Below are 22850 nucleotides of genomic sequence, written 5' to 3'. Positions count from 1 at the left end.
ATCAGCTCCGCATCCGGGTGAAGTCTGGGTCATAGGGGCAAGGTGCGATGACACGCGCAGACACCTGTGCGCCATAGTGATCCAGCGACATATCAGTGCCGTGGCCTGCCAGATCCGGATCGACAAATGCGTAGGCCAGGTTCTGAGTCACCCGGTGCCCCCAGTCCCCCGAGGTGACAGTGCCAACCACCTTGCCATCCAACATCAGCGAGGCACCGAGATGAGCTGGCGATTTGCGACAGTCCACCTCCAGGCTCACCAACCGCTTTGTTGGCCCTGCTTCGACACGCGCCGTCAGCGCCTCTTTGCCGATGAATTCTGGCTTGTCCAGTTTGACAAACCGATCCAGCCCGGTCTCAAAGGGGTCAAATTCGGTGATCAAGTCAGCCTTCCAATGTAGGAAACCCATTTCCATCCGCATGGCATCCACCGCCCGTGCGCCAAACAGTTTTAACCCATGGGTCTCTCCAGCCTCTCGCAGGGCCTGATAGGCCGCATAGAGCGAGGCATTAGGCACGTGGATCTCATAGGCCAACTCACCGGAAAAACTGACCCCCAACACCGTGGCCGGGGCATAGCCGATGAAACATTCACGCGCCGAAAGCCAAGGAAAGCCTTCCTTTGACCAGTCGCCCCGGGCGCAGGCTGAGAGCACCGCCCTTGCCCGGGGGCCAGCCAAGACCAGAATGGTCTGGTCATTGGTCAGGCTTTTGATCTGCACATCCTCGTCACGGCGCAGATGCGCTTGCAGCCAGTCCATGTCATGCAGTTCGGATGCGGCGGCAGAGCCATACCAGATACGATCAGGTCCGCGATCAGAGGCAGGCAGGTTGGCCAGTGTCGCCTCGCCCTTGACCATGCCCTGATGGTTGAGCAGATAGCCCAACCCCACACGACCGGCTTTCTTTGGCGTGCGTCCGCAAAACATCCGATCTAGAAATGCAGCGGCATCCGTGCCGGTGATCTCAAACCGGTTGAAGCCGTTGACCTCGCAGAGGCCCACGTTTTCCTGCACATTCTTGACCTCGGCGGCGACAAGATCAAAGGCTTCGTCAAAGTCAAAGCTCAAGGAGGGATGGAAATCGGCGCTTGGTTTTATGTAGTCAACCCGTTCCCAACCGTTGACCACAGTGAATTCGGCTCCCTCAGCCGCCATTACCGGTGTCAGCGGCGTGGTGCGGGCATTGCGCCCGGCAGGGCGATGTTCATGTGGGAAGTGAAAACGGAACTCGTTCTGGTAGTCCTCGATCGCCTTTAGCGCTGTGAGTTCAACGTTGCTGTGCGGTCCAAAGCGGCGCGGATCAATGCACCAGGTGTCATACTGCGCCTCACCCTGCACGATTTGCTGCGCCAATAGCCAGCCATGTCCGCCACCCTCGCCTAGCCCGGCGCGCAGGCCGATAATGCAGTAAGCATTGCGCTTTCCGGGGATCGGCCCCACCAGCGGTGCCCCGTCGATGGTATAGGTGATTGGCCCGTTGACCACGGTGTGAATGCCGGTCTCCATCAGCGCGGGCATCCGCTCAAAGGCGCCTTCGAGCACATCCGTCACGCGGTCCAGATCATCTGGACACAGCGCGTTGACAAATTTGGGATCGATCCCGTCCATGCCCCATGTTTTGCAGTCCTGTTCATAGAACCCGACCAGCAGACCATTTTTTTCCTGACGGCAGTAGTAGTCAGAAATCGGACAGCGCAGCAGCGGCATCCGGTGGCCTGCATCCCGGATCGCGGGGATCTCTTCGGTCAGGAAATACTGATGCTCCATCGAGGCCACGGGGTGATGTACCCCCATCATCGAGGCCACCTCGTTCACCCGATAGCCGCAGGCATTGACCACGATATCGCAGTCGATATTGCCCTTGGTGGTTTCCACCGTCCAGGTGTCGTCTTTGTGCTGGATCAGGCCGGTGACGGGCGTGTTGCGATAGACCTCTGCCCCGGCGTTGCGTGCGCGGCGGGCCAGCGCCTGACACAGTTGCGCCGGGTCGATATCGCCATCCATCGGATCCCACAGCCCGCCAATCAGATTGTCAGTGGAAATCAGCGGATGACGCCGCGCGCATTCTTCGGCATTGATCACCTCAAACTCGACATCCATGCCCCGCGCCATCGAGGTGAAATGCCGGTAGCCCTGCATTTGGGCCTCGGTATTGGCAAGGCGAATGCCGCCATCGCCGTGGTGATAGTTGATCGGATAATCCGGGTCTTCGGCCAGCTCTTTGTACAGGTTGATGGAATGGGTTTTGAGTCCCACCATGGTCTGATTCATGCCAAAGTTGGTCACCTGTGCGGCTGAATGCCAGGTGGTGCCGCTGGTCAGCTCGTCACGTTCGACCAGCACCACATCGCTCCAGCCTTCCTGGGTCAGGTGATACAGGGTCGAACAGCCAGCAATGCCGCCGCCGATGACAACTACTTTGGTACGTGATTTCATGATTGGTGCTCCAGGAAGGTCTCTCCCAGAGATCAGTCGTTTTCAGCAGGATTGGTCAAGCTGCCGCCCCCCTGATCCTAAAAAACCGAAACTGACTTACGAATTGCCGCGACTTTTCCGAAAGTCGCAACCACAACCCAGACCGTGACCTAATCCTCGGTTTCCGTCTTGGCTGGCCCCGGCTCATCGCCCCCCAAAACCATGAATTCATGTGCCAACCAAGGAACCTTTGAGACCACCGGCTCGGTGAAATTGCGCGCAATCAGGCGACGCAGCGCGCTCGCGACGACCTCAGCCATGCCGGGCGGAAAAACATCGGTGCTGAACAGGGACAGGTTGCGGGCAAAGCCTTTGGCCGGAAACGGCAACAACGTCACCCGGTCGTGAAACCGCTTGGCGCGAAAGTAGCTGGCGGGGGTGCTGATCGCCCAACCGCTGCCCTCGGCCACCAATCCCATCAGGGAATGGTTGCTCTCCATCTCAAACCGGTTGGGAAGCGTCACCTTGAGGCGACGCAGATGGATTTCGATCAGATTGCCAATGATCTGCGCCCCGGAGTAACGCAAAAACGGCAGGCCGGATTTGCCACTTAGAAACTCTTCTGCGTTGAAGGTCGAACTCGACGGAACCGCCAACACGAAAGGGTCGCGAAGCAGCCGGTATTCCACCAATCCCGGCATATCGTTCAACGGCCGCGTGGCGACGGCGGCATCAAGTTTTTGCTCCACTAACAGCTGCAAAATCGCATGGCTTGGACGGGTGTAGTGCATGAAGCGGCATTTCGGCAGTGCCGTGGCTAGAAATTGGGCCAATTCCGGCGCCACTTCGCTGTCGAAATCATCAACCATGCCAAACCGCAGGTCACGTGATTCTGCCCAGTTGCCGGTCGTCAGTTCGGTCTCGCCGCGACGGATCAGGCGAATGCCGTCTTCCACGTAGCGCGCAAAGATCACCCCCGCCGAGGTCAGCTGCATCGGCCGTTTGGAATGATCCAGCAGCGCCACCCCCAGACTGCTTTGCAGACTATGCAGATGCTGCGAGACCGTGCTGGCAGACAGCCCGCTTTCGGCAGCGGTCTTTTGAATAGACCCCGTGCGCGCCGCCAAAAGAAATATCTCCAGCCAGCGCATACTCAGCTTTGAGCGATCCATCATCTGCAGGTTTCTCCTAAAGTTTGGTCACCAGTATCCATCAGCCTACCCTTCTTCGCGCCCAGCTGGGTCATCAGCCTATTGATCAGCTTTTGAAAGCACCGCCCTGCCCATTTTTCCAGCAACACCTCTATTTCGGTTTTTCCGATACTAGATTTCGACTTTCCAGAAAGACAGCGATTTGTGAAGCCATGGCCGCTTTGTTCGTTAGTTTTTTCGTACCGATAGCGCACGTTCGCGCCAATCAGCCAAAACACAGCAACAAGGCAGGCCAAACTGCCGCATGCCAAAGACCAACGATCCTCAAGGATCAAAGACAACAGGGTGAAAAAATGAAACTGACCAAAATGAAATCCGTGATGACATCGACAGCAGCTGCTGCCGCTATGCTCACTGCTTCACAGGCCGCAGCCCTAGATGAGCTGACAGTGGCCTATTTCCTCGAATGGCCAATGCCCTTCCAGTATGGCAAAGCCGAAGGCATCTATGAAAAAGAACTGGGTGTCAAAATCAACTGGGTTGCCTTTGATACCGGCACCGCGATGTCTGCGGCGATGGCCTCGGGGGATGTGCAAATCGCGGTCAGCCAGGGTGTTCCGCCTTTCGTTGTTGCCACATCGGCAGGTCAGGATCTGCAGACCCTGGATGTTGCGGTTAGCTATTCCGAAAATGACAATTGCGTCGTTGCCGAAGGCCTTGAGATCGACAAGGAAAACGCAGCTGAGCTGGCAGGCAAGAAGGTTGGTGTTCCAATCGGCACCGCCGCTCACTATGGCTTCCTGTCGCAGATGAAGCATTTCGGTGTTGACGTGAACTCGATGGAAATCGTCGACATGGCACCACCGGATGGCGCTGCTGCCTTTGCCCAGGGCAACCTGGACATGGTCTGCGGCTGGGGTGGCGCGTTGCGCCGCATGAAAGAGCACGGCAACATCCTGCTGACCGGTGCCGAAAAAGAAGCACTGGGTATTTTGGTGTTTGACGTTACTGCTGCGCCGTCGAACTTTGTTACGCAGGAACCTGATCTGGTATCGGGCTTCCTGAAAGTCACCGCCGACATGAATGCCATGTGGAACGCAGGCGACAAAAAAGACGTGATGCTGCCGGTGATCGCCAAGGACGCGGGCATGGATCTAGCCGATACCGAGGCCACCATCGCCACCTTCAGCTTCCCTTCCGTGGATGACCAGCTGTCGGACAAGTGGCTGGGTGGTGCAGCCCAAAACTTTATGCTGGGTGTCGCCAACGTCTTTGTTGACGCAGGCAGCATCGAAGGCGCACTCGATTCCTATGCAGCCACGGTCGAGACCGCCCCACTTGCTGCGGCTGGCAACTAGGCCCCTGCAAACTTTGATTTGGCCCGGATTTTTCCGGGCCATTTTCCACATAAAAAACAGCTAGGGGATGGCCATGACAGGATTGGACATCAGCGGGCTTTCTATGCGCTTTGATCTGCCCAATGGCAGTTCGGTACAGGCGCTGAAAGACGTGTCGATTTCACTAAAACCGGGGGAGCTCATGTCGGTGCTGGGGCCATCCGGCTGCGGCAAGACAACGCTTCTGAATATTCTGGCAGGCTTTCTTGCCCCGACCGAAGGTAAGATTGAGCTGAATGGCCATCTTGTCACCGGTCCCGATGCCGAACGCGGCATGGTGTTCCAAAAGGGCGCTTTGTTTGAATGGATGAGCGTGCGCGAAAACGTCGATTTTGGCCCCCGCATGAAGGGCATGCCCAAAGCCGAGCGCGACAAGATCGCCGACCACCTGCTGGAGGTCGTTGGCCTGCAGGATTTCAAGGAAAAGGCAGTTTACGAACTGTCAGGCGGCATGCAGCAACGCGTCGCCCTGGCCCGGTGCCTGGCTAATGAGCCAGATATTATCCTGATGGATGAACCCCTTGGCGCGCTGGATGCACTGACCCGCGAGAAGATGCAGGGGCTGGTGCTGAAGCTCTGGAAAGAGACCGGCAAGACCATCATCCTGATCACTCACTCGGTTGAAGAGGCCCTGCTCCTGGGCGAGCGCCTGCTGGTCATGGCACCACGCCCCGGCCGTATTCACAAAGAATACCGCCTGCCCTTTGCCGAACGTGGCGTCAACGCCGACCTGCGGGACGTGAAAAAATCCGAAGGCTTTGCCGAAACCCGCGATGAAATCCTGTCGATGATCTGGGAAATGGAAGAAGAGATCATGGGCCGCACGGAGGACGTGGCATGAGTGTACTTCTCTTCTACATCGGGCTGTTCGTAGGGGCATTTTTGCTGGTCAAAATGATCCGCAAGGGCATGACCGCTCAAAAAAGTTTCACCAGTCTCAAGACTGTGACCTTTGGCGATGAAAGCGCTGTGACACCCGATCGCGCGGCTTCGGTGATTTCAGTTCTGGTGATCTTTTTGATCTGGGCTGCCTTCACCGGCTCCAAGCTGTTGCCCTTCCACGTGCCCGGCCCGTTCACTGGCGAGACGGACTTCACCTATACCGTCGAAGACACGGATGGGCAGCGCCACGACGCAACCGTGTTCCTGCGCGTTGCCCCCTTTGGCGAGGATGCGGAAAAATTCGACGTCGACCCCGGCGATGGATTGGCCAAAAATGACTCCATTGCCATGACAGCCTCGCGTTCGGCGACGATCCTGTTTGACAAAAACGATGAGATCAAACGCAAAGCAGGTGCAAAAATAGTCGCGATCAATGGTGCCGCAGCTGCCTCCGACGGCAGCTTTGACGCAGGCGACGGCACCATCACCCTCAGCGGCAAGGGGGCCATCATCTATACGCCGGATCTAGGCATGCAGATGAACCCGATCTGGTTGCCCTCCCCCGAAAAGGTCGTCGCGCGGTTTTTCGAAATTTCCCGCGAAGGCTACCAGAATTTTTCTCTTTGGGAGCATCTCGGCTGGTCGCTTACCCGCGTTATAGCAGGCTTCATTCTTGGCTCGCTTGTTGGCATTCCACTGGGCTACGCCATGGGTCTGTCCGGCTGGTTCCGGGGCTGGTTTGACCCGATTGTGGAATTCATGCGCCCGGTGCCACCGCTGGCACTGATCCCGCTGGTGATCATCTGGTTCGGCATTTGGGAGACAGGCAAAATCGTGCTGCTGTTCCTGGCGGCCCTGTGGATCATGACCATTGCCGCACGGGCCGGTGTGTCCGGGGTGAATATCTCAAAGATCCACGCGGCCTACTCGTTGGGCGCATCCAAGGCACAGATCATGCGCTATGTGATCGTTCCCAATTCCCTGCCCGAGATCTTTACCGGGGCCCGGGTTGCCATGGGCGTCTGCTGGGGCACGGTTGTTGCGGCCGAATTGGTTGCGGCGCAAAAAGGTGCCGGGATGATGATCATTGCCGCCTCCAAGTTCCAGCTCACGGATATCGTGATCCTCGGCATCGTTTTGATCGGCATCATCGGCTACGGCATCGATATCCTGATGCGCAAAGCCGAAAACATCCTGGTGCCCTGGAAAGGCCGCAGCTGACCCCTGACTGGCTTTTGGGCAACCGATTGGCAACAACGCAAAAAGGCCCCTGATTTCAGGGGCCTTTTTTATAGGCCTCGCGGGCATTGCCCTGCGCGGCTGCCACCCAAGGTGCCAGACAAATTCACCTGCCGGACAAGACATTGATCTGCTGTCGTGGCCTGACGGGGCTTGACGGAAGGTAATGGGTAATGAAATATGATTATTAATATACATTTCAAATCGCAGGAGATCTCTGCCAGGAAATCTATGCCCAGGCAGGGCACTGCCTGACCAGGCAAAGGGCCTGCCTTGAACCCGAGACATGGCCGACCTGTGGTCTTGCTCTCGCTCTCCCGGCCCGGCTAGGGTCGGCCCAGACGCTGGAAAGATATCTCTTGTGAAACCCGACGACACCACATCCGACAGTGCAGCTCTGTTCCCCTGGGACATGCGGCTGCGACAGCCAAGCCTCTGGCGCTATATCGCGATTCTGCCGACATGGCTGGGGGCGGCCAGCCTGTTTGGCCTGATGACCATGACCTTTGCCGATGTGATTTTGCGCAGTCTGTTCAACAACCCGATCGAGGCCGCCACCGAATTGACCCGGCTGGCCATGGCCATCATCGTGTTTTCCTCTTTGCCGATCGTCAGCTGGAAAGGGGCCCATATCGTTGTGGATCTGATGGACCCGCTGTTTTCGCGCCGCTTAGCTTTACTGCGCGACATTCTGATTGACCTTCTGTGTGGCGTGATCCTGCTGTGGCCGGCAAAACGCGTTTGGGAGCTGGCTGAGCGCGCACGGTCTTATGGCGATATGACCGAATACCTTCACCTGCCCCAACACTATGCCGGATGGTTCATTGCCGGCTTTACCCTGCTGACCGCGCTGACCTTGCTGGCGCGCGGTGTTGCCCGAATAATTGCCCCCTCAAAGGTCCGTTTCTGATGCTTGCCTCTCTTATCGGCCTTGCTGCCGTGCTTGCCCTGGTATTCCTGCGGATGCCCATTGCCATTGCCATGGGTTTGGTTGGTTTTGCCGGCTACGCCGAACTGCGCGGATTTCGCGCCTCGATCTCCATGGTGGGGCGCCTGATAATCGACACCGCTCAGGACTATGGGCTGTCGGTGGTGCCACTGTTCATCCTGATGGGTCTTTTCGTCAACAAAGGCGGGCTATCGCGAGAGCTCTATCAGGTCTCCTATGCATTCCTTGGCCATATGCGCGGCGGACTGGCGATGGCAACGATTGTGGCCTGCGCCGGCTTTTCTGCCATCTGCGGCTCGTCCTTGGCGACGGCCGCGACCATGTCCAAGGTCGCCATGCCACAGATGCGCAAATACAAATACGCCGATAGTCTTTCGACGGCCTCGATTGCGGCGGGGGGCACCTTGGGAATTCTGATCCCGCCTTCGGTCATTTTGGTGATCTATGGCCTGCTCACGGAAACCAGCATCGGCAAGCTCTTCATCGCCGGGATCATCCCCGGCCTGTTGGGGGTCCTGCTCTATTTGGCTGCAGTCCGCTACACCATTTTGCGCAACCCGGAGGCAGGTCCTGCGGGCGCGCCGACCACCTGGACCGACCGTGCTGCTGCCCTGCGTGGAGTCTGGGCTGTGCTGTTGTTGTTCTTTGTCGTCATCGGTGGCCTCTATGGGGCGCTCGATTTCTGGCCACTGCATCTGACGTTCTCGCCGACCGAGGCTGCGGGCATGGGCGCTGCCGGGGCTTTTCTAATCGCCCTGTCACGGCGCAGTCTGACCTTTGAAGGCACCCTGCAGGTGCTGATCGAGACCGTTCAGACGACTGCCTCGCTGTTTGCCGTGCTGATTGGCGCCTGGGTCTTTTCCAATTTCGTCAATCTGGCTGGCCTGCCAGAGGCCCTGACCGAGCTGGTGCAATCCGCCGGGCTGGCCCCGATGGTAGTGATGTTGATGATCCTGGCGATCTATGTGGTGCTGGGCTGCGTTTTTGAGAGCCTGTCGATGCTGCTGCTGACGGTGCCAATCTTTTTCCCTCTGGTCACCGACCTTGGCTTTGATCCGGTCTGGTTCGGTATCATTGTTGTGGTCGTGACCGAGATCAGCCTGATCACACCCCCCGTGGGGCTCAATGTTTTTGTGCTCAAAGGAGTGGTTGGGGATGTCACGACAGCCACAATCTTTCGCGGTGTGACCCCCTTCTGGATTGTCGATGTCATTCGTCTGGCGCTGCTGGTGTTGCTGCCATCGCTGGTATTGTTCCTGCCCAATTCGATGTAGCGACCGTACAGCGTCAAAGACCTCACCCCACCTCAGGTCTTGGTATTTTGCTTGCGATAGGCCCCTGGGGTCACATTGGTCCATCGCCGAAACGCTCGGTGGAAATTCGCCGCCGAGGCGAAACCGATATCTTGTGAAATCGCCTCGATGCTCTTGATCCCCCGGGACAGATCGCGGATGGCAATATCGCGGCGCAGCCCGTCCTTGATCGCCTGAAAAGAGGTACCTTCGGCATCGAGCCGCCGGATCAAAGTGCGCGGCGTCAGGTTCAACGCCTGCGCCGCATCATCGAGACGAAAATCGAGCTGATCCGCCTGTTGCAACATCTCGCGCAGGCGCAGTGGCAGGGCATGTTCGCGGTAGCTGGTAAAGATCCAGTCCCGCGGAGCCCGCAACAAAAACTCCTGCATTTCAGCCTCGCTGCGAGCCACTGGCAGATCTCCTAGCTGAGCCTCGAATACGATCGACGAGACCCCCTGCCCGAACCGGATCGGCGCCGGGAACAGCACCAGATAGTCTTCGGCGAAATCAGGGCGCTCAAAGGCAAAGCCTACATCGCGCAGAGGCACCTCCTGCCCGGTCAGCCAGGATGCAATGCCATGTGCCAGTTTCAGCAACAACATATGGCCAAAACGCTGTGCTACAGCCCCGTCGCGCGGCTCCAAGACAATGCGCATTCGCTCAGATTCGGTTTCAAACACCAGGCTGAAATCGTCCAGCAACAGGTTCCAAAAGGAGGTAAACCGATACAGGGCTGCCGACAGGGACGACGCACCGCGCACCGAGGCACAGAGATGTTTCAGTGCCCCCGTACGCACTGGGCGGCTCCAGAGCCCCATCATTTCGTCGCCGGTTTCGACCGCCACCAGCTGATACAGACGCACGATCTGGTCATGGGTGACGCGACCGCCGGGCCGGACAGCACCGGTCAGCCCGATCTGCGCCATAAAACCCGCCAACTGCTGCGGCGGGCACTGCTGCCGCAGGGCCGTCAGCCAGTCTTCGAGAAAGGCCCGTGAAACGGTTGGCAGCACCGGAGAAGTCTGTTCAAAGTTCATAGCCCTGCTTCTACGCCGGTTTTGTCACTTTTGGCAAATTTGTCGTCTGCTGGGGAGATTGCGGGGCCGTAATAGCCTTCTTATCTGGCAGTAATAGCCAGCCAGTTGTAGGAGCCGACCCTTGACCTTTGTTGCCCCCGTGAAAGACATGCTTTTCAATATTGAACATCTCTCAAGGTGGTCAGAGGTCGTTGGCCTGGAAAAATACGCCTCTGTTGAAAAGGACGACGCGGCTGCGGTTCTCGAAGAACTGGGCCGGTTCTGCGCCGAAGAAATCGCCCCGCTGAATGCCCCCGGCGACCAGGCAGGCTCCCATTTCACTGATGGCAAAGTGATCTTGCCCGACGGGTTCAGCGCCGCCTACCAGCAGTTTGTCGAAATGGGCTGGCAAAGCCTACCACACCCCGGCGAATTCGGCGGACAGGACCTGCCCCGCGCTGTTGGTGCGGCCGCCACCGAGGTGCTGAACGCCGCCAACCTGAGCTTTGCACTGTGCCCGCTGCTAACCGATGGCGCGATCGAGGCACTGCTGACAGCTGGCTCGGCAGAAATCAAAGCGACCTATCTGGAAAATCTCGTCAGCGGCAAATGGACCGGCACCATGAACCTGACAGAACCGCAGGCCGGCAGTGATCTGGCCCTGCTGCGCAGCCGCGCCGAGGCGGCAGGCGATGGCAGCTACAAGGTTAGCGGCACCAAAATCTTCATCACCTATGGTGAGCACGACATGGCGGAAAATACCGTGCATCTGGTGCTGGCCCGCACCCCGGGAGCCCCCGCAGGCGTCAAAGGCATCAGCCTGTTTCTGGTGCCCAAATACATGGTCAATGCCGATGGCAGCCTTGGCGCGCGCAACACCGTGCAATGCCAGAGCGTCGAACACAAACTGGGGATCAAGGCGAGCCCAACAGCCGTGCTGGAATTTGACGGCGCCACCGGCTTTCTGATTGGCGAAGAAAATGCTGGCCTGACCTATATGTTTGAAATGATGAATTCCGCGCGCTACGCCGTTGGCCTGCAAGGGATTGCAGTTGGGGAACGCGCCTACCAGCAAGCGCTCGCATTTGCCCGTGAACGCGTCCAGAGCGCGCCTGTTGATGGCTCAACCCGCGAGGCGGTGACCATCATTCATCACCCCGATGTGCGCCGCATGCTGATGCGGATGCGCGGCCTCACTGAAGGCGCTCGCGCCATGGCGACCTATGCGGCGGGCTGTCAGGATCTCGCCCGGCACGCCCCCAGCGCTGAGGAACGCGCCGAGGCCAAGGCGATCTCGGAATTCCTTACCCCGCTGGTCAAAGGCTTCTCGACTGAAAACGGCGTCGAGGTTGCCTCGCTCGGTGTGCAGGTGCATGGCGGCATGGGCTTCATTGAGGAAACGGGCGCTGCGCAGCACTACCGTGATGCCCGCATCCTGCCGATCTATGAAGGCACCACCGCCATTCAGGCCAATGATCTGGTTGGGCGTAAAACCCTGCGCGATGGTGGTAAAACTGCGCTTCGCCTGGCCGCACTGATCGCTGAAACCGAACAAGAGCTGCAGCAGGGATCTGCCGCAGCACAGGCGGTCGCGGCACGTCTGGGTACTGCACGCAGCGCCTATGAAGAGGTGGTGACCCATCTTCTGGGTCTCGGCAAAAGTAAAATGCCTGCCGCTTTTGGCGCTGGTGTTCCCTATCTGATGCTGGCGGGGAATCTTGTTTCCGGCTGGCAGATGGCACGGTCATTGCTGGCTGCCGAAGCCGCCCTGGCGCGCGGTGAGGATCCCGACTTCATGGCGGCCAAGATTGCCACCGCCCGGTTCTACGCCGACCACATCCTCTGCGAAGCCGAGATGCAGCGCACCCGCTGTGTGGAGGGCGGCGACAGCCTGCTTTCTGCCCTGCTTTAAGGCCCGTTCCGGTGGCCCGGTTCCGGGGCCCCGACCTGAGCACATAGACTATATTAGTATACCAAGGATCAGATGATGACCCCAACCATTGATATCGCCCGCTACACCAATCTCGACCTCAAAGCCCATGACGATGGGGTCTGGGTGGTGACGCTGAACCGCCCGACCAAACGCAACGCGCTGGACATCGACACCATCGAAGAGCTGGTGGATTTCTTCTCGACCGCGCCACGCGCTGGGGTCAAGGCCGTGGTTCTGGCCGGTTCTGGCGATCACTTCTGTGCAGGCCTCGACCTAATCGAACATCACGACGAAGATCGCAGCCCTGCCGATTTCATGCATGTCTGCCTGCGCTGGCATGAGGCCTTCAACAAGATGGAATATGGCGGTGTTCCGGTGATTGCAGCCCTGCAGGGCGCCGTTGTCGGTGGCGGCTTGGAGCTGGCGAGCTCTGCCCATATCCGGGTGATGGACCAGACCACCTATTTCGCCCTGCCCGAAGGCCAGCGCGGCCTGTTCACTGGCGGTGGTGCCACCATTCGCGTCACCGATCTGGTGGGCAAATCGCGCATGATCGACATGATGCTCACCGGTCGGGTCTATCAGGGCCAGGAAGCCTGCGATCTGGGTCTGGCGCAATATATCGTCGAAGGCTCCAGCTTTGATAAGGCGCTGGAACTGGCACAACGTGCTGCGCAGAACCTACCCCTGTCGAATTTCGCCATCTGTTCCGCCGTGAGCCACATGCAGAACATGTCGGCCATGGATGCCGCCTACGCCGAGGCGGTGGTTGCCGGTGTGGTCAACACCCAGCCAGACGCACGCGCGCGGCTTGCCGCCTTTGCCGACAAGAGTGCTGCGCGCGTCCGTCCCAACAGCTAAAAACGAGCGAACAGGTCAGCCGAACAGATATCAAAGGCTGACCTGATCAAGATCGGAACACGTCCCAGGGCTCTTTCCCGAACCAGGATGTCTAAATACCGGGATGTCACAATCCGGTGAAACGACCCAAGGTCATTCAATCCCGCCCCCGTTCAGGGCTACTCAGATAAGATCGCACACGATAGCCTTTGGCAAACTTCAAAGGAAAATCTGATGATTGGATATGTCACCGTTGGCGTTTCGGACCTCGAAAAAGCCAAAGCATTCTACTGCGATCTCTTTGCCGAAAGAGGCGCAAAAGTTCTGATTGATGCAGGTCGCATCGCCATGATCGGAGCAACCCCGAAGGAGCCAATGATCTCGGTCTGCGTGCCGTTTGACGGCAACGACCCGCTCCCGGGGAACGGCAACATGATTGCCTTCAGGGCCGAAAACAAGGCCGAGGCGGATGCGCTGTATCACAAGGCCTTGTCCCTTGGTGCAACCTGTGAAGGTGAGCCGGGACAGCGTATCCCTGATCGCTTTTATGGCGCTTATGTCCGCGATCCTGACGGCAACAAGATGACTTTTTACGTCTTCGGTTAGTCGAGCATCCGGACCAGCGCCCTTTCGCAGGAACGGTTGAGCCGCCCTCTTTTGAGGTGGCTCAACCCAGATTTCGAAACCCAAAGATCCATAGATGATGGTCAATTGACCTAAGCCTGAAAAGTCCCCGTGAATTCACAACGGTTTGCTATTTTCAGCAGTGTGAGGCCAGCCTTCAATTGTGAAATCCCTCAGGTCGGCGTGACAGAGCATTTTACCAACGCCGACAGCCCAATGGAGCCCTTGAGGGCGCCACCCGGCAAATCGACAGCATCAAATCGACAGCATTGCTCGCCATCATTGTTCGCGGTCCACTACCGCCTAGCAGCCGCCATCCTTGCAAAGTTCATCCTTGACCATGGGGCCGACCTTGCCGAAATCCATCTGGCCGGTGAATTTGGCCTTCAGGGCCCCCATCACCTTTCCCATGTCGCGAATCGATGCCGCATTGGTCTCGATCACCGCGGCTTTGACAGCAGCGCGGATCTCTTCTTCGTCGAGCTGCTTTGGCAGGAACTCTTCGATGATGGTAATCTCTTCCAGCTCTCGCTCAGCCAGGTCCAGACGCCCGCCTTCTTCGTAGGCGCGCGCACTTTCGTTGCGCTGCTTGGTCATCTTGCCGAGAATCGCCAGGATCTCCGCATCGCCGATACTGGTTTCCCCATCGGTTCCGCGGGCGGCGATTTCCTTGTCCTTGATTGCTGCGTTGATCAGCCGCAAGGTAGTCAGCCGCTGGGCTGCCTTGTCTTTCATCGCCTGCTTCAGAGCCTGGTTGACCAGGGTTCGCGTATCCATATTCTCTACCCATTCAGAGGAAACCGGAACTCGCACCTCTATCCAATCGGTCTGTTCTTTTCAAGCGCCCGGCCCGGCGGGGTGACGCCGAGGCGAAACCCGGCCAGTTCCAGAGCCCGGCCAGTTCCAGAGCCCGGCCCGTTCCAGTGATTGGCCCGTTCCAGTGGTTGGCGGATATCATACAGGATCGGTTCTCGTCGCCCCGGTCAAAGACTGGACAGTGCGAAGACTGGGCCGTGCAAGGACTGGGCAGTGCAAGGGCTGGGCAGTGCAAACTCTGAACAATAGGGGGTGCCTGCGCTGTCAGGCAGGCTTGACCCCATGCGCGCCGCCCCCTAAAAGCCGATGAATTTCACCCTCAGGAGAGTCTCGTCATGGCCGATACCGCACCGTCCAAGCCAACCGCATGCCTGGCGCTTGCCGATGGCACCGTCTTTTATGGCACCGGATTTGGTGCCACCGGTCGATGTGTGGCCGAGCTGTGTTTCAACACGGCGATGACCGGTTACCAGGAAATCATGACCGACCCCTCCTATGCGGGCCAGATCGTGACCTTCACCTTCCCGCATATCGGCAATACCGGTATTACCCCCGAAGATGACGAGACCGCGATGCCCGTTGCCGCCGGAATGGTGGTAAAATGGGATCCGACCCTGTCTTCGAACTGGCGCGCCACCGAAGAGCTTTCGGCCTGGCTGACCCGCACTGGCCGGATCGCCATTGGCGGTATTGATACCCGTCGTCTGACCCGCGCCATCCGGCAGCAAGGTGCACCACATGCGGCCATGGCCCATGACCCCGACGGCAATTTCGACATCGAAGCTCTGGTTGCCGAGGCCCGCGCCTGGGCCGGGCTCGAAGGGATGGATCTGGCCAAGGATGTCACCTGCGCCCAAAGCTATCGCTGGGATGAGATGCGTTGGGCCTGGCCCGAAGGCTACAGCCGCCAGGAGAATGCTGTCCACAAGGTGGTCGCGCTCGACTATGGTGCCAAACGCAACATTTTGCGCTGCCTCGCCTCGGCAGGCTGTGACGTCACCGTCCTGCCCGCCACCGCCACCGCCGAAGACGTGCTGGCCCATAATCCTGATGGTATCTTCCTGTCCAATGGGCCTGGCGACCCCGCCGCGACCGGTGAATATGCCGTACCGATGATCAAGACCATTCTGGACGACACCGATCTGCCGGTCTTTGGCATTTGCCTCGGTCATCAAATGCTGGCACTGGCGCTTGGCGGCAAGACCGTCAAGATGAACCACGGCCACCACGGTGCCAACCACCCGGTAAAGGAAAACGCCACCGGCAAGGTTGAAATCACCTCAATGAACCATGGCTTTGCCGTGGATGCCCAGAGCCTTCCCGAAGGTGTGGAGGAGACCCACGTGTCGCTCTTTGATGGTTCCAACTGTGGCATCCGCATCGTCGGTCGTCCGGTCTATTCCGTTCAGCATCACCCCGAGGCAAGCCCGGGTCCACAGGACAGCTTTTACCTGTTCGAGCGTTTTGCGGAGGCCATGGCCCAGCGCAAAGTCTCGTAAACTTTAAGGTAACTTTAAATCAAATCGCTCCGCTTTAAAGTGTGGTTAACACTCTCTTAAGGCCACCTTAGCAACCTCGGATGTGTACCCCATCCGAGGTTGTTTTTGGTTTGAGTAATCGTATGAGAGGATCGCAGTTCAGGGTGTTTAACCGCCACAGGCATCCAGTCCGGATGCCGCGGCCAAAAACCTATGCCCCGCCTGTCCGGCCGGGCTTCGAGAACACCCTTCGCAAACGCAGCCTGGCCCAGCACCAGGCACAGAATCGCAGACTGCGCGGGTTGCAGATCGATTTTGACCCCCAAACGCTGGCCGCATCGCATGACCGGACGGCGCAGAATGCGACGCCCCGATGCGAGCGGTCAAGTCAGCCTTCGTGGCCTGTCGAACAGAACGCACCGCCCTTTGCGACCCGGCCCCCCGCGGTGACCAAACAGAGACCGGTACCCGACAAAAACCCCCTCAAAAACAAGCCCCGGAAAAGTGGACCTGTTGCCAACCAGACGGGTTTTGGCACTGGCACACCCTCCGGTGCACCGGTAGATCTCAGTGCGTTCCGCCCAAGCGCCCCTCTTCTGGCCCGTCAGCCAGCCAGCTTCTGGATCCGAAACTGCGCCATTCCATGGGTCCAGCTGGGGGACACCGTTGCCATCGCCTTTGCCGACCCCACGCAGATTGCATCCCTCACGGCAGAATTGACCGAAAGCTTTGGCCCTTTTATTCCGGTCATTGCTCCACGAGATCAGATAGCGAATTTGCTGTTGCAACACTTCAAGGCCCCCCTCGCGCGTCAAGCCAGCGTGAGCGTCGCCGCGGAGCTGAGTACCCGATCATTGCTGCAACGCCCTAAAAACATGGGGCATTTCCTGCCGGTCAGCACCGTACTCACACTTGCCGTGCTGTTTCCAATCGAAGTTTTTTCGGGTTTTTGCGCCCTGGCTCTGGCGCTGCTGCTGATGTTCACCGGGCTCAAGCTGGCGGGCCTCAGTGCACATTTTCGCCGCAACCTGGACAGGACAGGCCCGCAAACCCGCTCTTTGCCGGTGCAGGACTTGCCTGCAATCTCGGTCCTGGTCCCACTCTATCAGGAGGCCGAAATCAGCTCTGCTCTGCTCAAACGCCTGTGTCGGCTGGATTACCCAGAAGACAAGCTAGAGATCCTTTTGGTTTTGGAAGAGGGCGATACTGTGACTCGCAGCGCAATTGATGAGGCTGAACTGCCAGACTGGATTGCGGTCATCGAAGTCCCCATCTGGGGCGATCTGCGGACCAAACCGCGCGCCATGAACTATGCGCTGAACTTTTGCCGGGGCAACATTATTGGCGTTTGGGACGCCGAAGATGCGCCCCTGCCCGATCAATTGCAGAGGGTTGCCAGTGCCTTTGCAACTGCCCCACCAGAGGTTGTCTGCTTTCAGGGCATTCTGGACTATTACAACCCGCGGGCAAATTGGATTTCGCGCTGTTTCACCCTAGAATATGCCAGCTGGTTTCGTATCGTTCTGCAAGGCATTGCCAAATTGGATCTGGTGGTTCCACTGGGAGGGACCACCATGTTCGTGCGCCGCGCGGTGCTGGATGATCTTGGCGGCTGGGACGCCCATAATGTCACCGAAGATGCCGATCTGGGCGTGCGTCTGTTTCGGGCCGGCTATCGCACCCGCATGCTGCCCACCACCACCTTCGAGGAAGCCAGTTGTCGCCCGAATACCTGGATCCGCCAGCGTTCGCGGTGGCTAAAAGGCTTTATGGCCACCTATCTGGTGCATATGCGTCGCCCGGTGCAGCTGTGGCGGGATCTCGGCAGCGCTGCATTCATCGGCTTTCAGGCTTTTTTCCTGGGCACTGTCGGGCAGTTTCTGCTGGCGCCCTTCCTTTGGACCTATTGGCTGGTTCTGATCGGACTACCGCACCCAAGCGCCACAGTGGTGCCCCCGCAGGTGGTCAGCCTGACGATTGTGGCCCTGGTGTTTTTTGAACTGCTGGGAATTGTCATTGCCGCAACGGCGGCCTTTGCCTCCGGCAGGCCTAGCTTGGCAATCTGGGCCCCCTGTCTGTCTTTCTATTTCATGATGGGCGTCATCGCGGTTTACAAAGCTCTCTATGAGCTGTTGTGGCATCCGTTTTTCTGGGACAAGACCAGTCACGGCTTCCACCCTCCCAGCGCCCGGGATGAGGCGCATATTTCGGAGCAGATTCAGCAAAATCAATAGACTGAGACTATCCTGTCAAATCCCCGGCTTGCTCGCTTACAAGCGCCATGTTTTGCCACACCCGTCATAAGTTAGGACCACGTCAGCTCTTGCCTCGGGTCCCTGCATCCTGTTTCAGCCGGGTCATGAACGCAACCGAGATATGGTCCTTCAACGCCTGGCCTGCGGCCTCTTCGTCGCGTGCCTCGATTGCAGCAACGATGCGCTTGTGTTCGGCTTGGGCAATCTCGCCGCGCCCTTCGGCCGCCAGCGAAGTGGTCGCCATCAGCGCCATTGAGCGATGCACAAGGTTGAGTTGCTGCACCAGGTAGCGGTTGTGTGACGCCAAATGGATCTGCTCGTGAAACCGCCGGTTTGCCTTGGCCAGATCGCTTGGCTTGTCCACAAGGGCGTCATCCTCCGCCACCATATCCTTGAGCACGCGAATCTCTTCGACCGTCGCATGGCGGGCTGCCAGACTGGCGGCCAGCCCTTCCAACTCACGGCGCACCACATAAAGTTCTGCCATTTGGTTGTGGTCCAATGAGGCCACAATCAACGAACGCCCATCGCGCTCTAGCAGAGACTGGGTTTCAAGGCGCTGCAGGGCTTCGCGGATCGGGGTTCGTGACACCCCGAAGCGTTCAGCCAGATCGCTCTCCACCAAACGGTCGCCTGGTTTGTAAACACCGACGTCGATCGCCTCCAGTATCAGCGAATAGGCGTCTTTGAGGTTGCTGCGGCTCTGGTTCATCAGTTTTCCCACGTTGACAGTCGCTTTGTATTCCTACAGGTCAGCGCGCTGCATTCAAGCCTTGCGTGCCGACGTATCCCGGCAGTTTGGAGACAATATCACCGGCTGGTTCAGAAAATTGCGTTGCAAAACCCGGCGCTGCTGCCTACTGCGACCCTATGGTCAAGCATGCATTCTCTCACGTTCGTCACTGGGTCTTTGACCTCGACAACACCCTGTATCATCCCTCGGCCCGGCTGTTTGATCAGATCGAGGTCAAGATGACCGACTATGTGATGGCAGAACTCGGGGTCGATCAGGCCGAGGCCGACCGGCTACGCAAAACCTATTGGCGCGAACATGGCACCACGCTGGCGGGGCTGATGCGCGATCACGACATGGACCCGCTGCCCTATCTCGAAGCGGTGCATGACATCTCGCTAGCGCATTTGGAAAAAGACACCGATCTAGCCTCGCGGATCAGCGGTTTGCCCGGCAAGCGCTTTGTTTACACCAATGGCAGCGCCCCCTATGCAAAACGGGTTCTTGCCGCCCGTGGCCTGTCAGGGCTGTTTGATGGAATCTATGGCGTAGAACACGCAGATTTCCGCCCCAAGCCGGAGCGCGCCGCTTTTGATATGATCTTTGACAAAGCAGGGATAACGGCTGAAACCGCCGCCATGTTCGAAGATGATCCGCGCAATCTGGCAGCCCCCCATGCCATGGGCATGCGCACGGTACACGTCGCTCCCGAGGCGCATCACGGCGACCACATCCATCATCACACCGATGATCTGGCCGGGTTTCTCGCCAAGATCCTGTAACGAGATCGGCTCTCACAACCTATGAGATCACGCGCTAAGCATCTGAGAAGGCGCAAGACAATCCGCCGCAGGTGAATTGGCGCTATCTTGGTGAAACAGGTCTCCAAAATGGATCTTTGCAGGCCTATATGCTGGCGCGAACCATATTCAAAAGGATCGCGCGCATGGCTCTTGCCTATACTCTTCCCGAACGCCTGCCCCTGTGGCAGCGCATTCTCTTTGCCATTCCTCTGCTGGGCCGCATCTCCAAGGAGGTCGCCTATGGTGAGGCAGAAAACTTCACCTATGCGCTGGTCGCACTGGTGAGCCTCTGGGGCTGCTCGGTCCTTCTGTTTGGCATTCCCGGTCTCTATCTGCCTGCCGTTGCCATGGTGCCAGTGATGTTCACCATCCTGATCGCCATCTCACGCGGCTGATCCCCCCTTTCCTAGGGCTGTCCTTTCTATTCAGAACAGTCATGTCCGGAACAAGGGACCATATGCCACTTGTCATTGCCCCGCCTGCACGCCTATCTGAAGAGAAGACAGGAAAGGTGGGGCCATGACCAAACGTGACAATGCCGAGCGCAACAACCCAGAGAGCTGCGATATTCTAGTATCCGGCGGCGGGGTCGCCGGATTGACGGCGGCAGCGACCTTTGGCGCCGCTGGTTTCAAGGTGATCTGCGTTGACCCGACCCCGCCGGTGACCGAACGCGATGCTGCCGGATCCGATCTGCGCACCACCGCTTTTTTGCAGCCCGCGCAAGAGCTGTTGCAGCGCTTTGGCATCTGGGACGCATTGGCAGAACACGCAGCCCCGCTGCAGGTCATGCGCATTGTTGACGCTGGAGGTGCCGAGCCGACACCAAGAGTGGTTAAGGATTTCAACGCCTCCGATATCTCTGAAAAGCCCTTTGGCTGGAACCTGCCCAACTGGTTGCTCCGGCGCGAGCTGCTGAAACGCATTCAGACCCTGCCAAATGTGGATTTCCGTGCTGGCGCCGGTACATCCGCGCTGTTCACCCGCACCAATGAGGCCCGTGTCACATTGAGCGACGGGCGCGAGGTACGCGCCAAACTGGTTGTCGCCTGCGACGGGCGAAGCTCGCCTATGCGCGAGGCTGCTGGTATTCCAGTGAAAACCACCCGTTATGGGCAAAAGGCGCTGGCCTTTGCGGTGACCCACCCGGTGCCGCATGACAATGTGTCGACTGAAATTCACCGTTCTGGCGGGCCTTTTACCCTGGTGCCACTGCCAGATTACAACGGCCAGCCTTCCTCGGCTGTTGTCTGGATGGAGCGTGGCCCGCGCGCCGAAGACCTGCTGGCACTGGAGCCTGCCGATTTTGAGGCAGAGATGACCCGCCGCAGCTGTGGCTTGTTTGGTGATCTCACCCTGGCCTCCCGTCGCAGCATCTGGCCGATCATCAGCCAGTCTGCCGCCCGTCTCGATGGCGAACGTGTGGCGCTGATGGCCGAAGCCGCCCATGTGGTGCCACCCATCGGTGCCCAGGGGCTGAACATGTCGCTGGGGGATCTGCGCTGCCTGCTGGATCTCGCCGAAGCCCGCCCCGAAGGGCTTGGCGACGCCACCATGCTGAGCGCCTATCACAAGGCGCGCCACAATGAGATCATGCTGCGGGTGAAGGGGATTGATCTGCTGAACCGCACGTCAATGTTGACGCCCCGCCCGCTGCGGGATCTGCGGGCCATGGGACTGAACGCACTTTATTCGCTTGCGCCTGTGCGCCGGACCCTAATGCAGATGGGGCTTGGCGTTAAGTAAGGGCATGACGTGGCGCTGGCTGGGACCGGCTTTCCTGTTGGAAAGCCGAAGCCACCGGCGATAATTTTTTGGAAAAGTGAAGCCGGTTAAAGGACTGCGTCCAGCGCCTTTTTCAGCCGGGCCAGGGTTGCGTCGACATCGTATAGTTTGTCGAGACCAAAGAGCCCGAGGCGGAAGGTCCGAAAATCCGCAGGCTCGTCACATTGCAGCGGCACACCAGCGGCAATCTGTATGCCCAGTGCTGCGAATTTCTTGCCATTCTGGATTTCCGGATCCGAGGTATAGCTGACCACAACACCCGGTGCGCCAAAGCCATCCGCGGCAACGGATGTGACGCCTTTTTCCGCCAGCATGGCCCGTACGCTATTGCCCAGCTGCCACTGGGCCTCGCGCAGCTTTTCAAAGCCATAGTCACGGGTTTCCAGCATGGTATCGCGAAAGGCGCGCAATGCATCCGTGGGCATGGTGGCGTGATAGGCATGGCCGCCGTCCTCATAGGCCTGCATGATGGCGCGCCATTGTTTGAGGTTCAGTGCAAAACTGTCAGATGTGGTCTCTTCCAGTCGCGCAACGGCGCGGTCGGAAAACATCACCAGACCAGCAGAGGGCGAAGCACTCCACCCTTTTTGCGGGGCTGAGATCAGGACATCGACGCCAGTTGCTTCCATATCGACCCAGGCGCAACCCGAGGCGATACAATCCAGCACCATCAGCGCGCCAACCTCATGCGCCGCTGCAGCCATGGTCGTGACGTAGTCATCCGGCAGAATGACACCAGCTGCGGTTTCCACATGGGGTGCAAAAACGATCCCCGGTTTCTGCTCGCGAATGGCCGCGACCACCTCTTCTATTGGCGCCGGGGCAAAGGGCGTCTGGCTTTCGTTGCCAGACCGGCGCGCCTTGAGCACCGTTGCCGAAGCTGTCAGTCCGCCGGATTCAAAGATCTGACTCCAGCGGTAGGAAAACCAGCCATTGCGCACCACCAGAGCATCTTCGCCACGGGCAAACTGGCGGGCGATAGCCTCCATCGCATAGGTGCCGCCTCCAGGAACCAGAGCCACGGCGCGGGCATTATAGACCTCTTTCAGCATTGCGTTGATGTCGAGCATCACTGTCTGAAAGGCCTTTGACATATGGTTGAGGGAACGGTCGGTGAAAACCACTGAAAACTCATCCATCCCCTGCGGGTCTACGCTGTCCAAAAGTGCCATGTGGGCCTCCCTAAAACTGTGCCTGCCAGCCAGTGCTGCAAATCTTTGCCCACCCTACATCGGTCT

20 protein-coding genes are annotated in these 22850 nt (G+C 58.6%); 13 read left to right on the top strand and 7 right to left on the bottom strand.

What is annotated here, in order from left to right:
* Position 1: 1 nt before the first annotated feature.
* The 3 genes from PH5382_RS07920 to PH5382_RS07910 all read right to left on the bottom strand — a co-directional run bounded on the left by PH5382_RS07920 (position 2) and on the right by PH5382_RS07910 (position 3902).
* Positions 2 to 2437 (bottom strand): GcvT family protein, encoded by a 2436-nt coding sequence (locus PH5382_RS07920; RefSeq protein WP_058333814.1) that lies wholly within the window; start codon positions 2435 to 2437, stop codon positions 2 to 4.
* A gap of 149 nt (positions 2438 to 2586) precedes the next feature.
* On the bottom strand, positions 2587 to 3591 hold the full coding sequence (locus tag PH5382_RS07915) for a LysR family transcriptional regulator (protein WP_231751826.1): 1005 nt from the start codon (positions 3589 to 3591) through the stop codon (positions 2587 to 2589).
* The gene (locus tag PH5382_RS07910) at positions 3588 to 3902 is read right to left on the bottom strand and encodes a hypothetical protein (protein WP_231751825.1); all 315 of its coding nucleotides are present in this window, start codon (positions 3900 to 3902) and stop codon (positions 3588 to 3590) included. Before PH5382_RS07910 ends, PH5382_RS07915 begins: the two co-directional genes overlap by 4 nt.
* An 18-nt stretch (positions 3903 to 3920) precedes the next feature.
* On the opposite strand from PH5382_RS07910, the gene PH5382_RS07905 reads away from it, so the two are divergent.
* From PH5382_RS07905 to PH5382_RS07885, 5 genes are all read left to right on the top strand, one after another.
* Entirely contained in the window at positions 3921 to 4925 is a 1005-nt protein-coding gene (locus PH5382_RS07905) for a taurine ABC transporter substrate-binding protein (protein WP_082645598.1), read from the top strand.
* Positions 4926 to 4998: 73 nt separating this feature from the next.
* Positions 4999 to 5805: a taurine ABC transporter ATP-binding protein gene (locus PH5382_RS07900; RefSeq protein ID WP_058333843.1), complete on the top strand. Its 807-nt coding sequence runs from the start codon at positions 4999 to 5001 to the stop codon at positions 5803 to 5805.
* Entirely contained in the window at positions 5802 to 7067 is a 1266-nt protein-coding gene (locus PH5382_RS07895; RefSeq protein ID WP_058333812.1) for an ABC transporter permease subunit, read from the top strand. The genes PH5382_RS07900 and PH5382_RS07895 overlap by 4 nt, the downstream gene beginning before the upstream one ends.
* Before the next feature lie 379 nt (positions 7068 to 7446).
* Positions 7447 to 7995, top strand: coding sequence for a TRAP transporter small permease (locus tag PH5382_RS07890; RefSeq protein WP_231751824.1), 549 nt, complete (start codon positions 7447 to 7449; stop codon positions 7993 to 7995).
* Positions 7995 to 9308 carry a TRAP transporter large permease gene (locus PH5382_RS07885; RefSeq protein ID WP_058333811.1) on the top strand — a complete coding sequence of 438 codons (1314 nt, stop codon included), beginning with the start codon at positions 7995 to 7997 and terminating at the stop codon, positions 9306 to 9308. Before PH5382_RS07890 ends, PH5382_RS07885 begins: the two co-directional genes overlap by 1 nt.
* Positions 9309 to 9340: 32 nt before the next feature.
* Here PH5382_RS07885 and PH5382_RS07880 read toward each other — a convergent pair whose 3' ends face one another.
* Positions 9341 to 10366: an AraC family transcriptional regulator gene (locus tag PH5382_RS07880; protein ID WP_058333810.1), complete on the bottom strand. Its 1026-nt coding sequence runs from the start codon at positions 10364 to 10366 to the stop codon at positions 9341 to 9343.
* 121 nt (positions 10367 to 10487) lie between these two features.
* Between PH5382_RS07880 and PH5382_RS07875 the strand changes: the two genes are divergently transcribed.
* The 3 genes from PH5382_RS07875 to PH5382_RS07865 all read left to right on the top strand — a co-directional run bounded on the left by PH5382_RS07875 (position 10488) and on the right by PH5382_RS07865 (position 13724).
* Positions 10488 to 12257 carry an acyl-CoA dehydrogenase gene (locus PH5382_RS07875; protein ID WP_058333809.1) on the top strand — a complete coding sequence of 590 codons (1770 nt, stop codon included), beginning with the start codon at positions 10488 to 10490 and terminating at the stop codon, positions 12255 to 12257.
* Between the two features lie 75 nt (positions 12258 to 12332).
* On the top strand, positions 12333 to 13139 hold the full coding sequence (gene dmdD / locus PH5382_RS07870) for a methylthioacryloyl-CoA hydratase (RefSeq protein ID WP_058333808.1): 807 nt from the start codon (positions 12333 to 12335) through the stop codon (positions 13137 to 13139).
* A 213-nt stretch (positions 13140 to 13352) separates the two neighbouring features.
* A complete protein-coding gene (locus PH5382_RS07865; RefSeq protein WP_058333807.1) occupies positions 13353 to 13724 on the top strand; it encodes a VOC family protein in 372 nt (123 codons plus the stop codon).
* A gap of 321 nt (positions 13725 to 14045) precedes the next feature.
* On the opposite strand, the gene PH5382_RS07860 is transcribed toward PH5382_RS07865, so the two are convergent.
* Positions 14046 to 14519, bottom strand: coding sequence for a GatB/YqeY domain-containing protein (locus PH5382_RS07860; RefSeq protein ID WP_058333806.1), 474 nt, complete (start codon positions 14517 to 14519; stop codon positions 14046 to 14048).
* A gap of 374 nt (positions 14520 to 14893) precedes the next feature.
* Here PH5382_RS07860 and carA point away from each other — a divergent pair, with 374 nt between their 5' ends.
* Positions 14894 to 16057 (top strand): glutamine-hydrolyzing carbamoyl-phosphate synthase small subunit, encoded by a 1164-nt coding sequence (gene carA, locus PH5382_RS07855; RefSeq protein ID WP_058333805.1) that lies wholly within the window; start codon positions 14894 to 14896, stop codon positions 16055 to 16057.
* Positions 16058 to 16482: 425 nt separating this feature from the next.
* The gene (locus PH5382_RS07850; RefSeq protein ID WP_231751823.1) at positions 16483 to 18270 is read left to right on the top strand and encodes a glycosyltransferase; all 1788 of its coding nucleotides are present in this window, start codon (positions 16483 to 16485) and stop codon (positions 18268 to 18270) included.
* 82 nt (positions 18271 to 18352) lie between these two features.
* On the opposite strand, the gene PH5382_RS07845 is transcribed toward PH5382_RS07850, so the two are convergent.
* Positions 18353 to 19003 carry a GntR family transcriptional regulator gene (locus PH5382_RS07845; protein ID WP_058333804.1) on the bottom strand — a complete coding sequence of 217 codons (651 nt, stop codon included), beginning with the start codon at positions 19001 to 19003 and terminating at the stop codon, positions 18353 to 18355.
* Between the two features lie 158 nt (positions 19004 to 19161).
* Here PH5382_RS07845 and PH5382_RS07840 point away from each other — a divergent pair, with 158 nt between their 5' ends.
* From PH5382_RS07840 to PH5382_RS07830, 3 genes are all read left to right on the top strand, one after another.
* Positions 19162 to 19806, top strand: a complete 645-nt coding sequence (locus PH5382_RS07840) for a pyrimidine 5'-nucleotidase (protein WP_058333803.1) — start codon at positions 19162 to 19164, stop codon at positions 19804 to 19806.
* Positions 19807 to 19970: 164 nt separating this feature from the next.
* Complete coding sequence (locus tag PH5382_RS07835; protein ID WP_058333840.1) at positions 19971 to 20222, top strand: hypothetical protein; 252 nt, start codon at positions 19971 to 19973, stop codon at positions 20220 to 20222.
* A 124-nt stretch (positions 20223 to 20346) separates the two neighbouring features.
* On the top strand, positions 20347 to 21573 hold the full coding sequence (locus tag PH5382_RS07830) for a UbiH/UbiF family hydroxylase (RefSeq protein ID WP_058333802.1): 1227 nt from the start codon (positions 20347 to 20349) through the stop codon (positions 21571 to 21573).
* 86 nt (positions 21574 to 21659) lie between these two features.
* Here the strand turns inward: PH5382_RS07830 and PH5382_RS07825 are convergent, their stop codons facing one another.
* The gene (locus PH5382_RS07825) at positions 21660 to 22784 is read right to left on the bottom strand and encodes an aminotransferase class V-fold PLP-dependent enzyme (RefSeq protein WP_058333801.1); all 1125 of its coding nucleotides are present in this window, start codon (positions 22782 to 22784) and stop codon (positions 21660 to 21662) included.
* Positions 22785 to 22850: the final 66 nt, after the last annotated feature.

The organism is Phaeobacter sp. CECT 5382 (genome assembly GCF_001457775.1).
Lineage (GTDB): Bacteria > Pseudomonadota > Alphaproteobacteria > Rhodobacterales > Rhodobacteraceae > Pseudophaeobacter.
The sequence above is the reverse complement of the archived record's forward strand: the minus strand, read 5'-3'. Positions and strand labels throughout refer to the sequence as shown.